This is a genomic window from Bartonella sp. AA86SXKL (assembly GCF_042196885.1).
This window is the reverse complement of sequence record NZ_JBHIRE010000001.1, coordinates 124,736-147,862: the sequence shown is the minus strand read 5'-3', so window position 1 is coordinate 147,862 and position 23,127 is coordinate 124,736. Positions and strand designations below refer to the sequence as shown.

14 protein-coding genes and 1 pseudogene are annotated in these 23,127 nt (G+C 36.3%); 8 read left to right on the top strand and 7 right to left on the bottom strand.

The window, feature by feature from the left end:
* Positions 1-358: 358 nt before the first annotated feature.
* The 3 genes and pseudogenes from ACFIO5_RS00535 to ACFIO5_RS00525 all read left to right on the top strand — a co-directional run.
* Positions 359-2,323 carry an autotransporter assembly complex protein TamA gene (locus tag ACFIO5_RS00535; RefSeq protein ID WP_375633986.1) on the top strand — a complete coding sequence of 655 codons (1,965 nt, stop codon included), beginning with the start codon at positions 359-361 and terminating at the stop codon, positions 2,321-2,323.
* Entirely contained in the window at positions 2,323-6,981 is a 4,659-nt protein-coding gene (locus ACFIO5_RS00530; protein ID WP_375705044.1) for a translocation/assembly module TamB domain-containing protein, read from the top strand. The genes ACFIO5_RS00535 and ACFIO5_RS00530 overlap by 1 nt, the downstream gene beginning before the upstream one ends.
* 455 nt (positions 6,982-7,436) lie before the next feature.
* Positions 7,437-7,714 (top strand): annotated as a pseudogene (locus ACFIO5_RS00525) (Arm DNA-binding domain-containing protein); the annotation flags it as partial.
* 1,528 nt (positions 7,715-9,242) lie between these two features.
* Here ACFIO5_RS00525 and ACFIO5_RS00520 read toward each other — a convergent pair.
* Together ACFIO5_RS00520 and infC are read right to left on the bottom strand one after the other, a co-directional pair.
* Complete coding sequence (locus ACFIO5_RS00520; protein ID WP_375617485.1) at positions 9,243-11,009, bottom strand: ABC transporter ATP-binding protein; 1,767 nt, start codon at positions 11,007-11,009, stop codon at positions 9,243-9,245.
* A gap of 597 nt (positions 11,010-11,606) precedes the next feature.
* Complete coding sequence (gene infC, locus ACFIO5_RS00515; protein ID WP_375617486.1) at positions 11,607-12,125, bottom strand: translation initiation factor IF-3; 519 nt, start codon at positions 12,123-12,125, stop codon at positions 11,607-11,609.
* A gap of 196 nt (positions 12,126-12,321) precedes the next feature.
* Here infC and ACFIO5_RS00510 point away from each other — a divergent pair, with 196 nt between their 5' ends.
* The 3 genes from ACFIO5_RS00510 to dapE all read left to right on the top strand — a co-directional run bounded on the left by ACFIO5_RS00510 (position 12,322) and on the right by dapE (position 15,274).
* Positions 12,322-13,101, top strand: coding sequence for an alpha/beta hydrolase (locus ACFIO5_RS00510; protein WP_375633669.1), 780 nt, complete (start codon positions 12,322-12,324; stop codon positions 13,099-13,101).
* A gap of 31 nt (positions 13,102-13,132) precedes the next feature.
* Positions 13,133-13,879: a M48 family metallopeptidase gene (locus tag ACFIO5_RS00505; protein WP_375611379.1), complete on the top strand. Its 747-nt coding sequence runs from the start codon at positions 13,133-13,135 to the stop codon at positions 13,877-13,879.
* A gap of 222 nt (positions 13,880-14,101) precedes the next feature.
* Complete coding sequence (dapE, locus tag ACFIO5_RS00500; protein WP_375617489.1) at positions 14,102-15,274, top strand: succinyl-diaminopimelate desuccinylase; 1,173 nt, start codon at positions 14,102-14,104, stop codon at positions 15,272-15,274.
* A gap of 1,625 nt (positions 15,275-16,899) precedes the next feature.
* Here dapE and hemW read toward each other — a convergent pair.
* Positions 16,900-18,099 carry a radical SAM family heme chaperone HemW gene (hemW, locus tag ACFIO5_RS00495; protein ID WP_375633670.1) on the bottom strand — a complete coding sequence of 400 codons (1,200 nt, stop codon included), beginning with the start codon at positions 18,097-18,099 and terminating at the stop codon, positions 16,900-16,902.
* Positions 18,096-18,743: an RdgB/HAM1 family non-canonical purine NTP pyrophosphatase gene (rdgB, locus tag ACFIO5_RS00490; RefSeq protein ID WP_375633671.1), complete on the bottom strand. Its 648-nt coding sequence runs from the start codon at positions 18,741-18,743 to the stop codon at positions 18,096-18,098. Before rdgB ends, hemW begins: the two co-directional genes overlap by 4 nt.
* A gap of 514 nt (positions 18,744-19,257) precedes the next feature.
* Between rdgB and hrcA the strand changes: the two genes are divergently transcribed.
* Together hrcA and grpE are read left to right on the top strand one after the other, a co-directional pair.
* Positions 19,258-20,328, top strand: a complete 1,071-nt coding sequence (gene hrcA / locus ACFIO5_RS00485; protein WP_375633672.1) for a heat-inducible transcriptional repressor HrcA — start codon at positions 19,258-19,260, stop codon at positions 20,326-20,328.
* Positions 20,329-20,452: 124 nt separating this feature from the next.
* Positions 20,453-21,115, top strand: a complete 663-nt coding sequence (gene grpE / locus ACFIO5_RS00480; RefSeq protein WP_375701158.1) for a nucleotide exchange factor GrpE — start codon at positions 20,453-20,455, stop codon at positions 21,113-21,115.
* Between the two features lie 106 nt (positions 21,116-21,221).
* Here grpE and thpR read toward each other — a convergent pair whose 3' ends face one another.
* The 3 genes from thpR to ACFIO5_RS00465 form a co-directional block, all read right to left on the bottom strand.
* A complete protein-coding gene (gene thpR / locus ACFIO5_RS00475; protein WP_375633674.1) occupies positions 21,222-21,761 on the bottom strand; it encodes an RNA 2',3'-cyclic phosphodiesterase in 540 nt (179 codons plus the stop codon).
* A gap of 625 nt (positions 21,762-22,386) precedes the next feature.
* Complete coding sequence (locus ACFIO5_RS00470; protein ID WP_012754483.1) at positions 22,387-22,680, bottom strand: HPr family phosphocarrier protein; 294 nt, start codon at positions 22,678-22,680, stop codon at positions 22,387-22,389.
* A 17-nt stretch (positions 22,681-22,697) separates the two neighbouring features.
* A complete protein-coding gene (locus ACFIO5_RS00465) occupies positions 22,698-23,096 on the bottom strand; it encodes a PTS sugar transporter subunit IIA (protein ID WP_375606142.1) in 399 nt (132 codons plus the stop codon).
* Between the last annotated feature and the right edge of the window lie 31 nt (positions 23,097-23,127).

Sequence of the window (23,127 nt, the reverse complement as noted above, 5' to 3'; positions counted from 1 at the left end):
AAAAATCAAGAAGCATCTCTATAGCTTTTTTTATAGAGAGAACTATATACGTGGGCAGTTTTTTAGCATTCCCATGGAAAGTCATTTGTACAAATTTAACCATGATGATATGGGACGCAATAAAACATTTATAATAAGCTAAATAAATATGTTAAGAAAAAAAGAATGAGGCTGTTCGTGTTATACAACAGTGCAGAATTTTATGAAAATATAAGGGGAGGATAACGTTATGTATCGCAGAGTGTTATTTGATGTGATAAAACGTGTAAAATGTGCAAAGTAATTATATTTACCTTTCTTATTTTTATATTATTTAAAGCGTAGTAGATGCAAAGTGTATTATAAGGTATCTGATTTTATGGTATACCAGACAAGAATTTTGTTAAAATCAGGGACTGTGCGCTGTGTATTTATAGGCTTGTGTTTTGCTTTTTCTTTTCCACAGCCACTTGCTGCATTTGATTTTTTCGGCATCCCTCTTTTTGGTCAAAAGAAAACAAATTCTTCTTCACATTATGCCAAAAGTACAGAGAAATTTTATAAAGTTGATGTTGTTGCACCGCCAGGTGCACCATTAGAAGGTATAAAAATAGTTAAATCTGTTTCTTCTCTTGTTGCTGATAAAGAGAAAGCATCCGCCAGTTCTTCTGGTTTGCTCGCCAAGGCGCGTTCAGATTATCGAGCAATTCTTTCTGCTCTTTATGCTGATGGACGCTATGGTGGTGTTATTAGTATTAAAATTAATGGCTTAGAAGTCGCTGATTTAAGTCCGGTAACTCAACTTCCAGCACGGTCTAATATTGTTATTACAATTAATGCTGGTCCACAATATGTTTTTAGTATTGCAAATATTGATAAAGTAGCTCCGTTTGAAAAACGTAAAGCGCATAAAATGCCCACAATTGAAGAATTGGGCTATAAAGTTGGGGCTATTGCTAAATCTGAAACCATTTTGAAAGCAGAAAAATGGGCGATAGAAGGATGGCGGCAACAAGGTTATGCTAAAGCTAAAATTATGAAGAGTGAGGTCGTGGCTGACCATGCTGCGTTGCGTGTTGAAGGACGGATTGTTGTTGCTCCTGGACAAAAGGCTTATTATGGTCCTTTAAGTGTGCGTAATATAAGTAAGAAACCACGTGTAGATTCAGCTTATATCGCGTGGATGACCGGATTGAAACCAGGGCAGATATACGATTCTGATGCGTTAGCTAAGGCAAATGAACGTCTTGCGCGCCTTGGTGTTTTTCGTGCTATCAATATACGTGAGGCTGATACTATTAATCTAGATGGTAGTTTACCGCTTGCACTTGTTGTACAAGAACGTAAACCGCGTCGTTTTGGTGTAGGCGGTAGCTATTCAACTTTAGACGGTGCTGGTTTTGAGACTTATTGGATGCATAACAATCTTTTTGGTCATGCAGAGACTCTTAAAATTGAAACAAAAATAAGTGGTGTTGGTAGCAATAAAAAGCAATCATATAATTTTAAAAATTTTGATTATCTTTTCGGTGGCACATTTATAAAGCCCGGTGTACTCACGCCAGATACAGATTTCAGGTCAGAATTAAAAATACAACAAGATGTTTTAGAAAATTATACGACAAAAGCCATCAAAGGAAAATTAGGTATTACGCATATTTTTAATGGTAATCTATCGGGACAGGCTGCTGTAGAAGTTTCAAATGGTTATTCACGCGATATCTATTTTGGGAGCCGTAATTTTACAACAATCGGTTTCCCTAGCGGTTTGATTTACGATAGTCGTAATAATAAGTTTAATGCAACAAAAGGTTTATATGGTGAAGTTTTCATTGAGCCTTTTTATGAGATGCGTTTTAGCAACTTTGTTGCAAAAGTAACAGCAGAAGGTCGTTCTTATTGGGCGTTGGATGAAGGGGATCGTTTTGTTGTTGCTGCGCGGGCAAAGCTTGGTACAATTCTTGGGAATGATACAGCACAAGTACCCGCAAATACGCTTTTTTTTGCTGGTGGTGGGGGCTCTGTTCGTGGTTATGCTTACCGTAATATTGGTATCAAAACAGAAAATGATGGGGTTGTTGGTGGACGGGCGCTTATTGAGGGGTCAGCAGAATTGCGTGTTTCTTTAAATGATAAAATAGGGTTTGTCAGTTTTCTTGATGGAGGTTTAGTAGGGGAAAAGGCGAATTTTGATTTTTCTCAAAAAATTAAATGGGGAGCCGGTATAGGAGGTCGTTATATGACGGGTCTTGGTCCTTTACGCGTTGATTTAGCCTTTCCTTTAAAGAGAGAGAAGGGTGACCCTCGCATTGGTTTTTATGTAGGTATAGGGCAAGCATTTTAATGAAAAAAGGTGTACGTTTATCAGCTTTCTTCTTTGTATTTTTGTTTTTTTGGGTGGGTGGTTTTGTTTTTGCGCAAAGAGGAGACATTCTTCCCTCTAGCGAAATGAAAACAGATGATCGCTCATGGTTTGTTTCTTTAATTGAACGAAAGCTTTCAACACCTAATCGTCAAGTTCGTTTACACAATATGCAAGGGACACTGTCTTCTCAAACATCAATTGATACTATTACTGTCAGTGATAAAAAAGGGATTTGGCTTAAAATTACCAATGCTAAAATGGATTGGAATCGTCTAGCGTTGCTGAGAGGGCGGATGGATATTAACCAGCTTTCGGCAGAACAGGTTACATTTTTACGCAAACCGCAAGGCAATTCTTCTTTTGTTTCTTCCCTTGAGACGGGTAAGTTCTCTTTACCAAAATTGCCGCTTGCTCTTTCTATCAATACGCTTACAGCTCAACATGTGACATTTGAACAGAATCTTTTTGGTTTTTCTGCTGATATGTCCTTAAAAGGCAATTTCACCTTGGCTGGTGGTAATTTTGATGTCGATATAGCGGCGCATCGTTTAGATGCACCGGGTTCTTTTTCTGTTCTCACCAAGATATCTGATAGTAATCGTACAGCTCAAATTGATATTTCTGCTAACGAACCACAAAATGGTATTTTGGCGAATATTTTTAACATTGAACAACGTCCAGCATTAAGTCTCGTCGTGAAAGGTGATGGTACTTTTGATGATTTGGTTATCAAACTTTCTTTAGAGTCCGATCATCATTCTATTTTAGATGGTAATGTTATTCTTGCAAGTGTTCCAGAAGGACAGAGTTTTTCTACGAAATTAGAGGGAACACTGAGCCCTTTAATACCTGTTCAATATCGTAGTCTCTTCGAATCTGATATAACATTAAAAGCAAAGGCAAGAAGAACAAAAGAAGGTGTGACACACCTTGATCAGATGGTTATTCAGAACAAAGCAATGAATGTTATAGCCAATGCTGAAATAACCGCCGATGGATTCTTGCGACGGCTTTTTGTTGATGGCAAAATGGCTCTTGATAACGAAAAGGAGTCTGTTCATTTACCTATATCAGAAGTGCCAAAACCTGCGAATACTCTTGCTTTGAACATTGACTATGGTCGCGAAGGTCAACAATCTTGGAATGGGCGGTTGGTTGTAAATCATTTAAGCAATAAAAATATTTATATTCGCGATGCAATTTTTGATATGGGAGGAGTAAGCGAAAATCTTGATAATGCAGCTTCTCGTCATGTTGGTGTTCAGGTTAAAGGGACGCTTCAAGGGGTTAAAAAGATTAAGGGAGCGTTAGTAGAAAATTTAAGCCAAGCGGTTCATGTGCATTTAGATACGGATATTGTTTCGAACAAACCAATTTTGATTCATGATCTGAGTGTTACGGCTCAGAGTTTTTCTTCTTGGTTAAAAGGGACAATGGAGAATTTTGTTTTTAAAGGCGATCTCGGTTTAAAAGCTCAAACATTAACTCCTTTGGAAGTGTTCAGTAAACAATCACTTTCTGGTAGTGCAGATATTAAAGCCAAAGGAACGATCAATTTATTGAGTGGCATTTTTGATCTCCAATTATCAGGAATGGCTGACGATATGAAAATAGGCGTGCAGTCTTTTGATCGTTTATTCAAAGGAAACATCACTCTTTCAGGTGGTGCTACTCGAAATACGAAGGGTTTCATTTTTCGTCATTTTAATTTGAAAAATCAATATACAAACATAAAGGCTAATGGTTATTTTTCAGATGAAAGCGCTAAAATGGATCTATCTGCTGAAATATCTGATTTGTCCAAATTAGATCCAAAGATAAGCGGTGCGCTTACGATTGAAAGTACGGCGAGAGGGCGCAATAGCCATATAAAACTAAATACACGTGCCCATATTGCTGAAGCATTAATCGTAGGGAAGAAACTTCAAAACACAACATTTAACATAGATGTACTTGTAGATAATACAGCACCAGTTACTGCTTTAACGGGGGGGATAAAAGGTGAAGGAATTTTTGCTAAGAAACCTTTGCATTTATCGGCCTCTTTTAAAGATTCTCATAAAATTCGAAAACTTGAAAATATCGATATTAGAGGGGGAAGTGCAAAAATAACGGGTGATCTTTCTCAACAACTTGGCGGTTTTTTGAAAGGAGCGCTGCATATTGATGCCGATGATATTTCCGTACTTTCAGCGTTATTTTTGCAGGATGGTAGTGGAAAAGTAAAAGGAGATTTTATTTTTGATGAACAAAATGGCAGACAAAAAACCAATGTGAAGGCGCATGTTAACCATTTGAATTTTTCCAAGAATAAAATAAAAAAATTGGCAATAGATGCTGACATATTCGACCCTTTTGGCATGACTCAGTTTGAAGGAGTTATCAATGCAGAACATATTCAAACACCTTTGGTAATGGTCAATCGTTTAAATGCTCACGCCGATAGGAATAATGGACAAACGGTTTTTACTGTCCAAGCGATGTTGCATGATACTCTCAATGCAAGGCTTTCTGGTCGTTTAATGGTTGAGGAACTTCCAGAAAGTATAAAACGAGAAGTGCAAATTGAAGCTGTGGACTTAAAACAACACACTTTTCATGCAACATTGCCGAAGCCATCTATAATTTCTTTTGATAAAGATGGAATGACAATCAATGAATTAGGAATTGCAATAAATGGGGGCAACATCATCTTAGCAGGAAATATTCAAGATACCCTGAATTTACAACTTACAATGAATGCCCTTCCTGCTACTTTAGTCAATTTGTGGAAATCCGATCTTGGAGCAGCAGGGAGTGTAACAGGGCAGGTTATGATTCGTGGTCATTTAAAAAAACCTGATATAACTTACGATATAAAAGGTGAGGGACTGACAACCGTTGCTTTTCAAGATAAAAAAATTATGCCTTTTTCTTTTTCTGCTACGGGAAACACTGTAGATCAAAATCTTACTTTGAATGCAAATTTAACAGGAGAAGGAATACAAGCACAAGCTCAGGGGCGTGTATCTCTAGAGAAAAATGCGCTTGATCTTCATATTAATTTGCAAAATTTATCTGCACGTTTGGCGAATGGTTTTATTGCAGGACAAGCGCTTGATGGGACAGTAATAGGTAAAGTTGATATTGATGGAACAATGAAGGATCCATCTGCTCATTTTGAGCTTTCTAGTCAAAATTTAACCGCTATGACGCATAAAGGACCGATGTCAATCAATATAAATGCTCGTGGTTCTTATAAAAAATCGACATTTCATATTGAAAATATGATAGCTACTGGAGATAAAGGATTAGATCTTTCCATCCATGGGCCTTTATCTCTTAATGGTTCAGAGGCAAAATTAAACGTTAAAGGGATAATGCCTCTTGATTTTGTTAATCTCTTATTAGCTAAGCGTGGTGCACATATAACGGGTACAGCAAGAATTGATACAGCTCTTAATGGGTCATTATCAAAGCCACAATTGATAGGAAATATTTCTATAGGCGACGGTAGCTTTTTTGATTCACAAACAAATGTAGGATTGAATAATATAACGATTGAAGGCAAATTGAAAGGTGATCATATCCTTATAGAAAAAGCTTCAGCTTCTTCGTTTGAGGGGGGAGGAATTTCTGCTTCAGGTCGTATCTCTAATGGTCTAGAGACAGATTTGATATTTCATCTTGATAATGCCAATTATAATGATGGTTCTATGATTCTGGCAACATTATCAGGTGAGATGACAATGACAGGTCATTTTTTAAATAGTCTTGTTCTTGGTGGTGATATCATCGTTGAAAAAGCTGAAGTTTTTGTTCCTGATCATTTTAAAAGTGCCAAGTTTCTTGATGTTAGAAATAAGAATTTAACTAAATCGATTCAAACAACACTTGAACGTGCTGATGTTAAGAACACGAACAAAAGCAAAAGCCGTATAGTTACACAAGAATCTTCATCTGTCGTGCTATCAAATATGCGTATTACAGCACGCAATCAATTTTTTGTACGCGGAAAAGGCTTAGATGCTGAACTGGGAGGACGCATTAATCTAGCAGGTCCATTGAATGATGTGCATCCAGTTGGTGAATTTAGAATGATTCGTGGACGTTTTGATATCCTGTCGCAACGTCTTAATTTTGATCAAGGACAAGCGAGTTTTAGTGGTAATCTTAATCCTACGGTTTATTTTGTAACCAACAATAACAGTGGTGATATTCGCGTCACTGTAACTGTAAGTGGGACGGTTGATAATCTTGATATTAATTTTTCATCACAACCAAATTTGCCTCAGGATGAGATTTTGGCGCGTTTGATTTTTAATCGCTCTCTTAATGAATTATCACCATTTCAGATTGCTCAACTTGCAGCAGCAGCGGCTGATCTTGCAGGTAGTTCTAATACATCTTTGTTGAATACTTTACGAACTAAAATTGGACTTGATGATCTTGATGTTATCGTTAATGAGAAGGGGAATACAGGCTTACGTATTGGACGCTACATACACAATAATATTTATTTGGGCTTTGAAGCAGGGTCTGATGGAACGACGAAAGGGACAATTAATTTAGATATTTCGCGTCATCTCAAAGCTAAAGGTGCCATAGGAAATGAACAAAATTCTAGTATAGGTCTCTTTTATGAAAGAGATTATTAAAGATTGAATTTAAAAAAACAATTTCTTCGTTTTTTGTCTCTCATTTCTAAATCTGAGGAAGAAGAGATAGACTAGAAATCCTATAAAAGAAGAAGCTTTTTGTTGAGGCGTGAAGAGATATATCTGAAATATTCGATTTTTTGTTTATGCTATTCTCTAAAGGGAAAAAATCTTCACGAAAGATAGTATGTTATTTTGCTGCTATATATTTATTTTAGAGAAATACCTTACCTTGTTTTCAAGCCCATATCGTGCTGTTGCCTAAAGAATGGAGTGTGTGCAATATATTGATTTATAAAGATAATTTATTGTTATTCAACTTGAATTAGAACTTTGAATATTATATGATTCTCTCATTACTAATCTCTTTCGTATTGAATCAATCAAAACCATTCGGCTTGCATGCTACAAGCGGAGAATTCTGTGTGGATAAAACTATTAAGAAATGACTAAAAATGCCTCTTATGAATCATCTCGAGAACTAAGAGCTGTCGCAACATTAGGGACTGGCAGAATAGTGTGAATGGTGCCGGCTTGTTACTCCATAAGCGTAAAGATAGGGCAGCTTAATGGATTTATCATTATACAATTCACGGACGTTATCGCGAAATGGGCTTGGGGAAGACTTTGAGAGAGGTTTCTTTAAAACAAGCACGTGAATTTGCAACACAATGGCATTCTGTTTTTATGTGAAGGACATGATTCCATTAAAGAACGTGATAAACAAAAGCGTTAAGCGGAGAATTCATAAGACATCGATTTTATTGTCAAACGCATTTAAAGCAATATTTTTTAATAATAAAAATTACCTATTATTTTAGATTTTTGTTTATTGTGTCTTGAATGAGATCACTTTTCTTATAACGAATAGCTCCGCGAACAGAATACTCCAAAATATAACATTATTGTATTGCAAGTTTATGTACTTGTTTTAAAGCAACATTTCTCAGTGTGCGCTTGAGTCTATTTCATAAGATTGCTTGTGAAATGGTATAAAGTACCTCTTATGAATGGTATAAAATCCACACTACCGTTATTAATAAAGGTATAAGTATTTACTAAAGCTATAAGCCGGCATTATCATTCTATTTTTCAGCTTCTCATGTTGCTGACAATCTTTTCACTTGAAAGTGTAGAGGTATTTTTATTGCTTATCTTAAGAGTTTTTATGCATATACCAATATCTCTTATGACGTACAACAAGCGCTTTTGATTGATTCATCATAAATATAAAGAAAATTTGCAATAAGCAAATTACATCTTATCTTTTGTTTAAGATGTAAAATAACAAATTATGATTATAAATCAAAGTATTAAAATGTATATTAAAAGATATTTTTGTAAAAATATTTATCAGAGTTATATGTCGTATTTTTCTATTTTAGCGGTTAAAAGAAAGAGGAATGTCATTTTGCTTTTCATCTGTTTTTTTGCATATTGAAATTATAGCCTTATATAAGCACTAACGTTGTGCATTTATAAACTCTTCAAGCAGTTAAAGTATTGGAGGAATATCATTTTAGTTTCTAAATGTAGAAAAAACAGCAAAGCTTGCTTTAAAGCAAGCTACAACAGTAAAAAAGTTTTATAATAAAACCTCTCTTATTTTTTCAATGTTTTTCTTTTAAACGGAGTGTATCTATAATTTGCAACACAATTTATAATTGTTAGCTTATTCTGTTGTACCATAAAAGACCGACATTTGAGGTGTGGCGATATAAGGTATGTAAGCCTTTTTGACACAGTATTCTGAAAGCACGTGGTGAATATTTAGGGTAAGCCTTGTATAAGTGAATCACATAAGTTGTTATCAAGTGGAATGAGCTCAATAAAAATCTAGATTGTTTACAGATCAGATTGGGTAGAGTCTTTGTCCTTTAAAAGTTGTGTGGAGAAAAAAATTATCAGTGCAGGGATAAACACGGATAAAGGTTGTATTGATCCAGATTCATTATCATCCGCGATAATTTTTTCAAACCTTGATGCTCTCTCTTTCAGGATTCACAACACTTATGAATGTTTCAACACTTATTTGAGGAAGGGAAGGGGTTTTTGAAATTTCATGGTTAAAGTCAATTGCATTCAACAAAATAGCGAGTAAAGTTTTCATTTAAATCCAAGAAGTTTATTTTCAATAAACCATAAATTCTTCGCAAACTTTGATTAAAGTAATGCTTTTTCTTGGTAACAAGTCTTTTTTATAAATGGAGCATTACCTTCTATCCATTTTTTATTTCAAATTTTATTTAAGGATCTAGAAATTAGGAGGTATGTTTTTTGAACTGGATATTATGAAGTTTTTTATAAAACCCATGTTCTTTTGCTAGCAATTCTTTTTGAGTACCTTGTTCAATTAGTTGTCCATTTTGTATGACCACAATTTTATGAGCACGAGCAATCGTTGAAAGGCGATGAGCAATAATGATCGTTGTGCGTCCTTTAGTAAGGTGATGAATAGCTTCATTAATTTGTGCTTCGGTGTGTGAATCGAGCGCACTCGTTGCTTCATCAAGAATCAGAATTTCACTATCGTGAATCATTGCTCTAGCGATAGCGAGTCGTTGTTTTTGCCCCCCTGAAAGATTACAGCCATTATCACCTATCTGTGTATCATAACCATTTGACAAACTCATAATAAAGTCATGAGCATTTGCTGCTTTTGCTGCTTCGATAATTTCGTCATCACTAGCTCCTTCTTTTCCAAGTCCGATATTATATTTAACAGTTCCTTGAAAGAGAAAAGTATCCTGTCCTACATAGGCCATCAGGTTTCTCAGAGAGCGAAATGTTGTGTAGCGAATGTCTTGATCATTAATCAATATGCGTCCTTTTGTGGGGTCATAGAGGCGCATAATAAGGTTGATAAGGGTTGATTTTCCCGAACCGGATGGTCCCACCAATGCTGTCATTTTTCCGGCTTCTATTTCTAGGTTGATGTCTTTCAATATCATTTTGTTATTAGTGTATGCAAAAGAAACATGTTCGAAACGAATAGTTCCTTGCGTTTTATTCAGATCTTTAGCTTCTTTATGTTCTACAACTGTAAGGGGACAATCGAGTATTTCAAACATCGTACGGATATTGACCAAGCCAGATTCAATTTTAACACGTACATTTGCTAGTCTTTTTGCGGGTTCATAAGCTAAAAGTAAAGCAACAATAAAGGACATAAATTCACCTTGAACACCTGCGCGTTGGGTTGCAAGATAACCGGAAAAACAAATAATACCTGCAATGGCAACACCCGTGAGTGTTTCCATAATTGGATTGGTAATAGCTTCGAGTGTTGCAATACTGTTTGTTTGTTTTTCAACATCACAAATGGCTTTGTCCATCCGTTTTTTCATGACTTCTTCTAGTGAAAAGGCCTTGATGATTCGAATACCAACAGCCGTTTCCTGTACGATTTTGATAATTTCACCAAGTGAAAGGAGCTCTTTTTCCATCAAGCTGCGAACGCGTTTTAAAGCCATTCGAACGCCTAAAAAAGCTAGTGGTCCTACGATTAAAGTAATGGAGATTAACACAAAGTTTTGAATGAACATGACAAGCAACAGACCACTAACGGAAAGCAAATCACGTACAAAAGTTGTGATAATAGTATCAATTATATTACGTACGGCTGTCGCATTATGAGTTACACGAACAAGAAGATCAGATGAAGTGTTATTATGATAAAAAGAGACTCCTTGTTCCATAAGTCGTGCAAAAATTTTACGCTGTTGTTCAGCAATGATACTATTGCCTGCTTTGTTTAGAAAGTAAGTTTGGAAAAAAGTTGCAACTCCTTTGAGAATAAAGATAAAAGCAATGAAGCTAGAAATCAAAACAATCATAGGAAAATTTTGTGCATCAATAATCTGATTAACAACATCCCGCATAATCCATGCACTGGTTGCTGTGGTACAAGAAATGATGATCATTGAGAAGATAGCCGCACTATACCAACGCATATGTTTACGAAAATTTTCTCGCAAAAGGCGGATAATAAGATGTTTGTCAAAAGAGGAAATTTGTTTTTTAGCCATGAAGAGCTTCTATATTCTCTCATTATTTTATGCAAGATTGAAACACTCTTAATTAAGAAGCCCCTTAATCTTTTTTACAAAAATAGCTTTTTCTTTCAAGGTTCATCACATCAATTTCACGATGGTGAGAGTGAAGAATGTAGTGCAAAGTTTCTGTGAAAGGTATAACGAAAATTCGTTGTTCATCATTATTTTTAGTTTTCAATAAAAGGTACCGGCAAGTTTCACTATTGTATTTACCAATTTCCATATTGTGATAGTCTTTGGCACTTGAAATAGTTCACAAAAAACATTTCTGCTTTTTTGATAATTTTTATGTATCATCTCCATTTGTGATGTGTAAGCAAACAATTTTGCCGCATTGCATGATACAGAGAGCTTGAAATAAGAAGACCTTACGATGTTTGAGTTTTCTCATTTAATATGCAAAATAATGAATTCTTCTTATAAATCGATCAAGCATTATTAAACTCTTAAAAGGATTTATACACATTTATAAAACCTTAAAAGCACCACAAAAACTCTATGTGGTGCTTCTAAATAATACTATACACATCATTTTGATGAATTGCATGCGAATATTATTCCAATGCAAAACTATTTAGGTGCTATCACCATCATCATTTGCCGGCCTTCAAGCTTTGGCTCCAATTCGATTTTGGCAATTTCACTTGTATCTTCTTTCACACGCTGAAGAAGCTTTAATCCAAGATCTTGGTGAGCCATCTCACGACCACGAAAACGCAAAGTAATCTTTACTTTATCACCATGATCAATAAAGCGATGAACAGCCTTGAGTTTGACTCCATAATCATGGACATCAACATTTGGGCGCATCTTAATCTCTTTGATTTCGATGACTTTTTGCTTCTTACGTGTTTCAGCAGCTTTTTTTTGGGTTTGATATTTTAATTTTCCCAAATCGATGATTTTACATACAGGTGGCTCCGCATTTGGTACAATTTCAACCAAATCAAGTCCCGCATCTGCAGCCATAGCAAGAGCTTCTTGTATCGAAACAACTCCCTGATGTTGTCCCTCATCATTGATAAGCTGAACATGAGGTACCCGAATATCCTGATTTGAACGTGGTCCGTCTTTTTGGGTAGGTGTCATTTTAAACGGTTTACGAATGGTTTATGCTCCTTAAATTTTGATTCAACTACAGTTAATTTAATATACAATTATGTACCTAAAAACAACTATAATTCGTGTTATTTTCATTATTTGATTTATTACTTTTTGGGATGATTTAGATTATAAAAGTTTTTCTCTTAATTTAAAGAAATTATTTTATGGAGGATAAAGAATCATGGATCAAAATATTCCTTGTCAGTTTTTTTCATTTGAGAACACCGCACTTGCAGTACGCTATCGCAAGGGGCGCCAATCTCCAGGTTTGGTTTGGCTTCCTGGCTATCAATCCGATATGTTAGGAAGTAAGGCAACGTTAGTTGATCAGTTTGCTCAGAAGAATGATTTGTCTTGTTTACGTTTTGATTATTCTGGACATGGAGAATCTGAAGGTGATTTTTTTCAAGGAACAATTTCGCGTTGGGTTAAGGAAAGTTTAGCGACTTTTGAAACCTATTGTGAGGGTCCACAAATTTTGATTGGTTCCTCTATGGGTGGGTGGATTGCGCTAAGGCTTGCTATGATGCTAGCACAGAAAAATAAGAAGCTTGCTGGCATGGTATTGATTGCTCCAGCACCTGATTTTACACAAACATTGGTGGAACCAAAATTAGGCCCAGAAGAATGGAAGATTTTGGAGGAGAAAGGCTATATTGAACGACCTGCAGTTGATGATACAGAGCCAATGCCCTTTACAAAAACATTGATTGAAGATGGGCGCGAAAATTGTGTTATGAAAGGATGCATTGATGTTGGGTGTCCAGTCCATATTCTACAAGGGATGGAAGATGAAGATATTCCCTATCAGCATACATTGACTTTACTTGATCATTTACCTCTCCATGATGTAACATTGACACTTGTTCGTGATGCAGATCATCGCTTTTCTCGTCCACAAGATTTAGATTGCCTTGAAACAGTATTGAGATCTTTTATTAATCAGATTAATGCAAAGTAAGGGGTACATTTATTGATGAAGATAAAAATATATGAGCATTTCTAAACAGCATTTTATTTTTTCTGAGCGCTCTGTACCTGTACGGGTGCGGGAAAATAAGTATGCGCGCCGTCTTACCTTACGTATTGATGCCAGAAGTCAGGAGATTTGTGTAACAACACCACCAGCAATAAATCTCTATGCGGTTGAAAATTTTATTGAAAAGCATCGATCTTGGATTGAGGCACGTCTTGCTCATGTACAAATCTCTCATAAAAATGCTTATCTCAAAGAGGGGGCGACAATTCCCTTATTGGGTGTTTCTCATACCATAAAACATAGAGAGGGACGTGGAGTAACAGAAATCATTACAGCAGATGCGGAGCAAGGGCCTGAAATTATTGTTTATGGTCAATTAGAATATCTTCCAAGACGCATTGCTGACGTTTTAAAAAAACAAGCGGCGCTTATTATAACGCCTTTGGTGGCACATTATGCTCATCAGGTAGAGCGTAAAGTCAAATCCATTTGTTATAAAGATACGAGAAGTCGTTGGGGCTCTTGTTCAATAGATAAGCGTCTTTCTTTTTCTTGGCGCCTTATTATGGCGCCAAAAGAAGTTGTGGAATATGTTGTTGCCCATGAAGTTGCTCATCTTGTTGAAATGAATCATGGGCCAAGATTTTGGGCTCTTTGTGAAGAGCTATGTCCTGATAGTAAAACATATCGTGCTTGGTTGAAAGAAAATGCTCCTAGACTGCATGCAATTAATTTTGATTCATATAATTTAGAGGCGTAAAAAACTTTCAAATGAAGGCAATATTTAACGGAACTTTTTGTTGAGTGTTTTGTTGTGTGTGTGCTTGCTCATGTATAATGAGGAAGCCATTGAAGCTCTCAGCACGATTGTTCTCCCCTGCTTGGTTTGCTGAGTGTCTTCAATGTTTTTACTTTATCTTTTTTGTAATTCAGCGTAATAACCCTAAGTTCCGATGACTTATAAAAAATGGGAAGGTTTTTTATGTCTGTTCTTACAGATCCACTTCAGCTATTACAGGCACTTATTCGTTGTCCTTCTGTTACACCTCATGAAGCAGGGGCGTTATCAACTTTGGAACAATTTTTGAAAAAAATGGGATTTCATGTCGAGCGCCCTATTTTTACGGATAAAAATACAGACAATGTTGAAAATCTTTATGCAAAAATGGGAAGTGAAGGACCCCATCTTATGTTTGCGGGTCATACGGATGTCGTACCGCCAGGTGCATTGGAAGATTGGACTTATCCACCTTTTGAAGCTGTCATAGATCAAGGAAAATTATATGGGCGGGGTGCTGTTGATATGAAGGGTGGAATCGCTTGTTTTATTGCGGCTCTAGCGCGAGTTTTTGAGAAACGACCCATTAAAGGAAGGGTAAGCCTTTTAATTACTGGTGATGAAGAGGGGCCTGCTGTTAATGGTACGGTAAAACTTCTCAAATGGGCAGAAAAAAAAGGTGAAAAATGGACTGCGGCTCTTGTGGGGGAACCAACAAGCGTAAAGACTGTTGGTGATATTATCAAAATTGGTCGCCGCGGATCGATTTCTGGTATTATTACCGTGAAGGGTTGCCAAGGTCATGTTGCTTTTCCAGAGCGGGCTGCTAATCCCTTGCCTTTGGCAAGTAAGCTTATTCAAGCATTGACACAAACTGCTTTAGATAAAGGGACAGAGAATTTTCAACCTAGTAATCTAGAGCTAACAAGCATCGATACCGGTAATTTAACAGTCAATATTATCCCAGCGCAGACAACAGTTCGTTTTAATATACGCTACAATGATCTTTGGACAAAAGAAACACTGGTGGAGGAAATTGAAAAGCGTCTTGCTTTGGTGCAATCAAAAAACAATGGTAACCAATATCCCTCTTATCAGCTTGAATGGATTCCAAGTTTAGGGGATGTTTTTTTAACCAAAAATGATAAACTTATTCAAACTTTATCCAATGCTATTAAAAGTGTAACAGGGAATATACCAGAATGTTCCACTTCAGGTGGTAGTTCGGATGCGCGATTTATTAAGGATTATTGCCCAGTGGTTGAATTCGGCTTACCAGGGCAAACGATGCATATGGTAGATGAGTGTGTGTCCCTTGATGCAGTGGAAACGCTTACTACTATTTATGAGCGTTTTATTATTGATTTTTTTTCATAAAGAAAAGATTGCTGGTTCAAAAATACTTTTATCTTGTTGTGCCATAAGATATTACCATTTAAGGTATGGTGATACGAGTTCCGTAAAACTTAATATATTAAGTGGTTTTAGAGTAAGTGATGAATATTCTTAAGTTGGGATTCTTGTCTGTAGAATCTTTAGTTAATTGAATTACATAATTGGAAAGCCAAAAGAGGACTGCTTGAAGAAGCAGAACTATTTAGACCATATTAGATTGAAAATATTCGTTCTTTAAGGTGTAGAAAGGCAGTGCAATCATATATGGAAAACAATGAATATTATATCATCATTGTGTAGTGACAGGTTGAAGCCATGAAGACACACAAAAACATGTTGCTATTGTAAAAAGTTTGTACAACATAAATGCGCTCATTCACAGCTCATGTTTTAATATGGTTTCTGAGCTCTCACAAAAGGTACCTCTTATTTCAATTAGACTCTCTTAGAATAAAGACTATAGGAAAAGCGCTTTAAGTTTATTTTATTTCATATATTTTGCTCTGCTTTTTTTGTCCCCAAGAACTTCCGTTGCAATATCATTACGAGATAGAAGGTGAGCTTATTTAATCAGCTTTAATATTGGTTATGATAAAGGTACACAGAAATTCTTTTGTAGCATCACGTTGACTTCTTTAGCCAAGGATTGTCCTAGTATTATTCTCAATTTTTTAATAAAATAACCTTAAAGGACGCGTATAGATACTCATAAGCATGTACGCATACAAGTGAAATTATATGGGATTAATGTCATTTCGCTCGCTAACAAAGCAATCTCGATTCATATTTGGTATATTTGCCATTTGAGTGCATTATTTGTGTAATAAAGCTCATGATGTTGCTGTTATCTATAAATCAACACCAATCATACAGCCGCGTATCTCAAATAAATATTGGTTCAGTATTTTTTGCGACAACAGCTTTTATATGCCAGAATAGGATAAAAGTATTGTGTATATCTATTTTTTATAATCTCTGAAACAGACATACAACCACAACCTGATTGAGGGAAAATATAAAAGGTATAAAGGTGAAAATCAGCGTGCTTTTTTACTCTCCTTTTTTATTCGGCTTTACGGTTTTCAAAAGTAACTAGAGTAATATCTTTTTAAATAATCAGAGACTGATGCATGGCTTCATGCTTATTTCTCTGGTTCTTTAAATGGTGCCACGATTTCATAAAGAACAATACATTATCGTATTATGCATTCACATACTTGTTTTAAAGAAATTTTCTCAATGTTTATCACATTTATGCCACTACGGTGCTTATGAATAGTGTAGTATAAAATTTTCCGTGAAGCGTATAAAGTCTACAGTGCCTCCTCATCTTTATGTTTATGAAAAATAAAGTTAGAGCACCATACATTTTCTAGCTCAAAATATTGCAATAGCTTTTAGCATTTAAGAGTGTTCATCAGAGGCCTTTTTACTCCTTTTTTATAGTTTTTATCCACATGCTTCTCCCTTTTTAAGGTGTAAGCAAATGGCGGTAACTAGCTTGCTATAAATAGTTTTGAAATGAGAGAATCTCACGATATTCTAATCTCACCTTTGCTGTGAAAAATGATAATTATGATTAAAATAAGTATGTTGTTATAAAAACTTTAGTTTGCGAGTTGGCTGATGATGTGATCAAGAACAATACGTCCTTTGGTTGTTGCTTTTAAGCGTTGGTTATCCACCATTTCTATCAATTCTTGGTGTTGTAAATCGATCAGTTTTTCCATTGGAATGCGTTTAGGGCTTAAGGTTTCATAGCGTATAAGTTCTAAGCCTTCGCAAAGGCGTAATCCCATAAGGAGCATTTCATTTGCCTGTTGTTCAGTGGTTAAATGTTCTGTTTCAATACAGCCATGTCCTGTTGTTTCTACCAAATTAAGCCACTGTTCGGGATGCTTTTCATTTATTGTGACATAACGTTCGCGGTTTTCAAGGTGTGATGACAATGTTTTTGAACAGAAATAGGAATGATTCGGTGTATGCTCAATGAAACGTCCATGTGCTCCTGGACCAAAGCCTGCATATTGGTGATAACGCCAATAAAGAAGATTGTGTGCTGATTCGGCACCGGGCATTGCATGGTTTGAGATTTCATAGGCAGGAAGTCCATTTAGTGCCGTTATTTCTTGAGTAAGATGATACAGATCTGTTGCTAGCTCTGATGGGGGAAGGATAAGTCTTCCTGCATCATGAAGCCGTTTAAAGGCAGTTCCTTCTTCGATTGTCAATTGATAAAGAGAAAGATGGTCCGCTGCTAAATCAATTGCTTGTACAAGTTCAGATTTCCATTGTTCAAGGGTTTGTTCGGGACGGGCATAAATGAGATCAAAGGATAAACGTGGAAAAATTTTCCGTGCTAAAGTAATGGCGCAAAGAGCTTGTTCCACATTATGGAGTCGGCCAAGTTTGCGCAATGCTTTATCATTGAGCGCTTGTATTCCTAGAGATAAGCGATTAACACCTGCCGCACGGTATCCACGAAAGCGCTCTGCTTCCACACTGGATGGATTGGCTTCTAATGTAATTTCAACTTTATCATCGACTACCCATTTTTTTGCAAGTGCTTGCAATAGGGCATCGACAGTCTGTGGCTCCATAAGAGAAGGGGTTCCTCCACCAATAAAAATACTTGTAATATGGCGTGGGCCTATTTTGTGGTATTGCGTTTCTATTTCGCGCTTAAAGGCGGTGACAAAACGTGGTTGATCAACACCATGGATGCGAACATGCGAATTAAAGTCACAATAAGGACATTTAGCTGCACAAAAGGGCCAATGAATGTAAATGCCGAAAGGTTCATTCATGAGAATGCTAAAAGGTTTTCTGCCAAAAGTTTGAAAGCACGTGCGCGATGCGAAAGAGGGAGAAGATCATTACGTTTCCAGTTGTGTTTTTGCTCTGTTGACATTTCTCCAAAGGTATTTTCATATCCATCGGGTAAAAAAATAGGATCAAAACCAAAGCCTTTGTCTCCCCGTGGAGGCCAAATGAACGTTCCTTCAACGCATCCGCGGAAGTAATCTGCATGAGCATCAGGCCATGCAATGCAAATGATGGATATAAAACGGCATTTCCGTTGACTTTTTTCTCGTGCTCCGACTTTTTGGAGTTCATTTTCTATTTTTTTCATAGCTTTTGGAAAATTACGTGTACCATCGGCTTGAATTGCCCAATCAGCGGTATAAACGCCTGGCGCACCCTCCAATGCATCTACCTCTAAGCCTGAATCATCAGAGAGTGCAGGAAGTCCTGTTTTTTTTGCTGCTGAAAAAGCTTTAATATAAGCATTTTCTTCAAATGTTTTTCCCGTTTCTTTTGGTTCTGGCAAGCCCAGTTCTTTTGCCGATTGTATTATTAAACCGAAAGGCGTAATTAAAGTAGTGATTTCATGCAATTTTCCGGTGTTATGTGTAGCAATGACAAGTTTTTTATCTGCTATGCTTCTCATATAGATTTCTCCAAAAATGAAAGGGGAATTATTTTTGTGCTAAAAACCGGTTTAAATGCTCATACACACACATTCTGCTTGATTTTACATGATATGATTATTTTACACGTTTTATGATATTTTATTCCAATAAAAATTTTTATCTTGCACGAAGATAATCTTGCAAAGATAAGAAAGACATGTCTTTTTTATGATAGCATTTTATGGTAAATTTCCAATTTTCTGCTTGCTCTAAAGGGTGAAATTTTCTATTTACAGCGGTTTTTAATCAATCTAGATTTTCTTGACAAGTCCCTACAGCAGACCACTTTACAGATCAACTCTTAATCTTAAATATTTCTCACACACTCTAACAAAAAATATTTCCCGCGTAATTTATCAAGCATCACTCTGAAAGGTAGCATTTTACAGCTCAATAGGATAATATGTTTTTATACTACTTTAGACTATTTGACCAAACCTTGGCAAAACTTATATAAGAGATGAGGATTTTAGAAGTAGTGAAACAATTGTGATGAAGCACAAAACTATTGATAATGAACTAAAATATCTTGATGAACGTTCGCGTGATATTTTTCGCCATATTGTTGAAGCTTATCTTAATGATGGTGAACCTGTAGGATCACGTAATCTTTCGCGGCTTTTACAACAGACATTATCGCCTGCGACGATTCGCAATGTGATGAGTGATCTTGAACATCTCGGTTTGATTTATGCACCACATGTTTCTGCGGGTCGAATGCCAACACAATCAGGTTTACGCTTTTTTGTTGATGCATTTATGGAAGCGGGTGATTTGCCAAACGAAGAGCGAGAAAATATTGAAATGCAAGTCAAAGAGGCTGGTCATGCACAATCGGTTGAACATTTTCTTGTTCAAGCAAGCCGAGTTCTTTCAGATCTTTCACGTGGGGCAGGGCTTGTTTTAGCAACAAAACAAGAAGGAACATTGAAACATATTGAATTTGTGCGCCTTGATAGGGAGCACGCTCTTGCCGTTTTGGTGACTCAACAAGGTGAAGTTGAAAATCGTATTGTTCATTTACCAGAAGGGGTTACTCATGCACAATTGACGGAAGCAATGAATTTTCTCAATGCCCATATCCAAGGGCGTACATTGAGTGAAGCTAAAGGGGAAATTGCCCGCTTATGCGCAGAAACACGGGCTGCACTTGATGATTTATCGCATCATCTTGTTGAAACGGGATTAGCTCTTTGGGGAGGAGAAGGTGCTGATCATAAAATACACCTCATTGTTCGCGGGCGTAGCAATTTACTTGAAGATGTGAAAGCAGAAGAAGATTTAGAACGATTACGCCATTTGTTTGATGATCTTGAAACGCGTGAGAGTATGGCACAGCTTCTCGATTTAACGGATGAAGGTTCTGGGGTTAGAATTTTTATTGGTTCAGAAAATAAGTTATTTTCACTTTCTGGTTCTTCTTTAGTTGTAGCACCTTATCGTGATTCACAACAAAGAGTCATTGGTGCTTTAGGTGTTATTGGTCCTACACGGCTTAATTATGCAAGGATCGTGCCCATGGTTGATTATACAGCTCAACTTGTGTCACAGTTATTGCGTTAAAACGATGCAAGTAAGTATTTGTACTATAAAAGCTCATTGTATTATATACATCGATACCCCTTGATTTTTGTCTGTAGAATTTCGATATCGAGAATAACGAATCTTATGAAGGAATAAAATTTTTATGTCTGATGAAAAAAACAAATTTACTGACGCTTCATTTGAAAATTGTGATTTAAAAAATCCAGCTGATCGTAATACACTTAAACAGGCAGCCGATGAATTTTTAAAAACACATAAAACAGAGGAACACGAAGTCGTTGAAACAGAAAGCAATGAGATTAGTGATCTTTTAGCCTCTTTGCAGGATGAAAATAAAGAATTGAAAGATCAACTTTTACGTCTTGTTGCAGATATGGAAAATCTTCGACGCCGTACTATGCGAGATGTGGCGGATGCAAAGGCTTATTCCATTGCTAATTTTGCACGGGATATGTTATTGGTTTCTGACAATCTCAATCGTGCTTTGGAAGCTATTCCAGAAGGTGCACGGGAGAGTGATGCTGGTTTGAAATCATTGGCAGAAGGCGTTGAAATGACTGAACGTGCCATGATGGCAGCATTAGAACGTCATGGGGTGCAAAAAATTCATCCAGAGGGGCAAAAATTTGATCCTCACTTTCATCAAGCGATGTTTGAAATTCCCAATGCTGATGTTCCAGATAATACTGTTCAACAAGTGGTTCAGGCAGGTTATATTATCGGGGAAAGGGTGCTGCGTCCAGCTATAGTGGGTGTAGCTAAAGGAGGAGCAAAAGAAGCTTCTGTTGAAGCTGATTCGGATTAAAACACATCAATAATAAATCTCTAACATAAAATGCAGTATTCCCTGCAATCACACATATATGAAGTCTTTTCTTAAAGGGGTTTTAAAGGGTGTTATAAACACCCTTTTATCTTTGAAGCGCCCAACTTCCTTTTACAATATAGGGAGCCTTATTTAAGGGAGAGGCCGATAACAATAAAACAAAATGATCAACCTCAAAAGGAGGAACAAAAAAATCATCTTGAAAAGATAGATAATAAGAAAGATCTTTAAGATTAATATCAAATATTCGTGCAAGAGTGATATGCGGAATAAATAGTCTTTTATCAGGCTTTAACTCTAATTTATTCCGGATATATTGCGTCTTTTCATGTAAAAGAATAAGCTTTTCACAAGGTTCAATGCGAACCACAAGAGAATGAGGAGCATTTTCTGAACCAAAAACTTCAAAACCTTTTATCTGTAGCGTAAAAGAAGGAAGTTCTATAGTGTTAAAGGTATGCATAATTTCATCTGCTAAGGAGCTTTCAACTTCGCCAAAAAAAGATAAGGTGACATGAAAATTTTGCGGGTTGATCCATTGCGCTTTTGGTAAGCCATTTTGCAATGATACGAGGGCTTTTGTTGTTTGTTGAGGAATCTGAAGAGCACTAAATAGACGACCCATGATATTATCTCCTTATAATGAAAGATGCTATCTCAAGCGCAATATAGATAATAAGGGCGGGGCACGTATCACAGAAAACAAGGCAATAGTATAGAAAAAGAATGTCTAAAAAATGCTTACTATAATTATGAGCGTACAAAGCTTATTCGTTTTAAGAAATGGTTATGACATTGATAAGAATTGCGTTTTCAGGATCTGTATCACAATGATGTGCAATGGAAGATTACTTGTGTATTATAAAGGCTACAAAGTTAGCAGAAAATAAGAAAAGTTGATAGATTTTTGATGTGCGAAATTATTTTGACGTTTATCTTTAGTCTAAAATAAAGCATACTTTAATACAAGGTGAAGAGTTCTCTTTTCTGTAAAAATTTAATTATATGATTAAATCGGGGAATAGCCATAATACGCAAAACTATTCAAATTGGTCAAATAATGTTAGGAAAGGAAGAAAAAAATCGAGCATAACAAAATTACTATAAGCTTTTACATTTATGATAATTATGCCAATCTATAATGGATATGAATATTGGTATAAAAGCGGGAAGAGAAATTAAAATTCAAAATAATGATGGAAAGTTCCTATTTTCTAAGAATCATCATCCTTGTTTATGATGAAAAAGCACTAGTTTTCCTCTCCAAAGTTGTTATTGATGAGCTTTTCAAGAGCATTAAGAGCATCTGTTGCTTCTGGTCCTGAAACACGAATGGTGAGGTTGCAACCGGATGAAGCCGCTAGCATCATAAGTCCCATAATTGATGATCCGCCAACAATTTTTCCGTCCTTTTCAACTTCAACAGTAACATTAAAATTGTCAACAGTTTGTACAAATTTTGCAGAAGCACGTGCATGCAATCCACGTTTATTACAGATATTGAAATGACGACTTATACATGGGAGGGTATCTTTGGAAAACATTGGTATTTTATTATCCGCTATAAAATTATACTTGGTACATTAATGTATTTACGCCCTGCTTCTTGTGCTATTCTTAACGCGTCTGATAATGAAATATCAGGACATTTGCGAATAGAAATCAGTTTAATAAGCATGGGCAAATTAACACCCGCAATCATTTCAACGCGTCCTTTTTCAATAGCAGGGATAGCTATATTTGATGGTGTTCCACCGAACACATCTGTTAATATGATGACGCCATGATCCGTATCTGTATCGGTTACTGCGGCTATAATATCACCTCGGCGCTGATCTATATCGTCATCGGGATAAACGCATATTGTTGCGAACTTTTCTTGTACTCCAACAACATGTTCCACGGCATGTAAAAATTCGACAGCCAGCTCACCGTGCGTTACAAGCACGAGTCCAATCATTTACGCAAACTCCTGTTAACTAATAAGACCC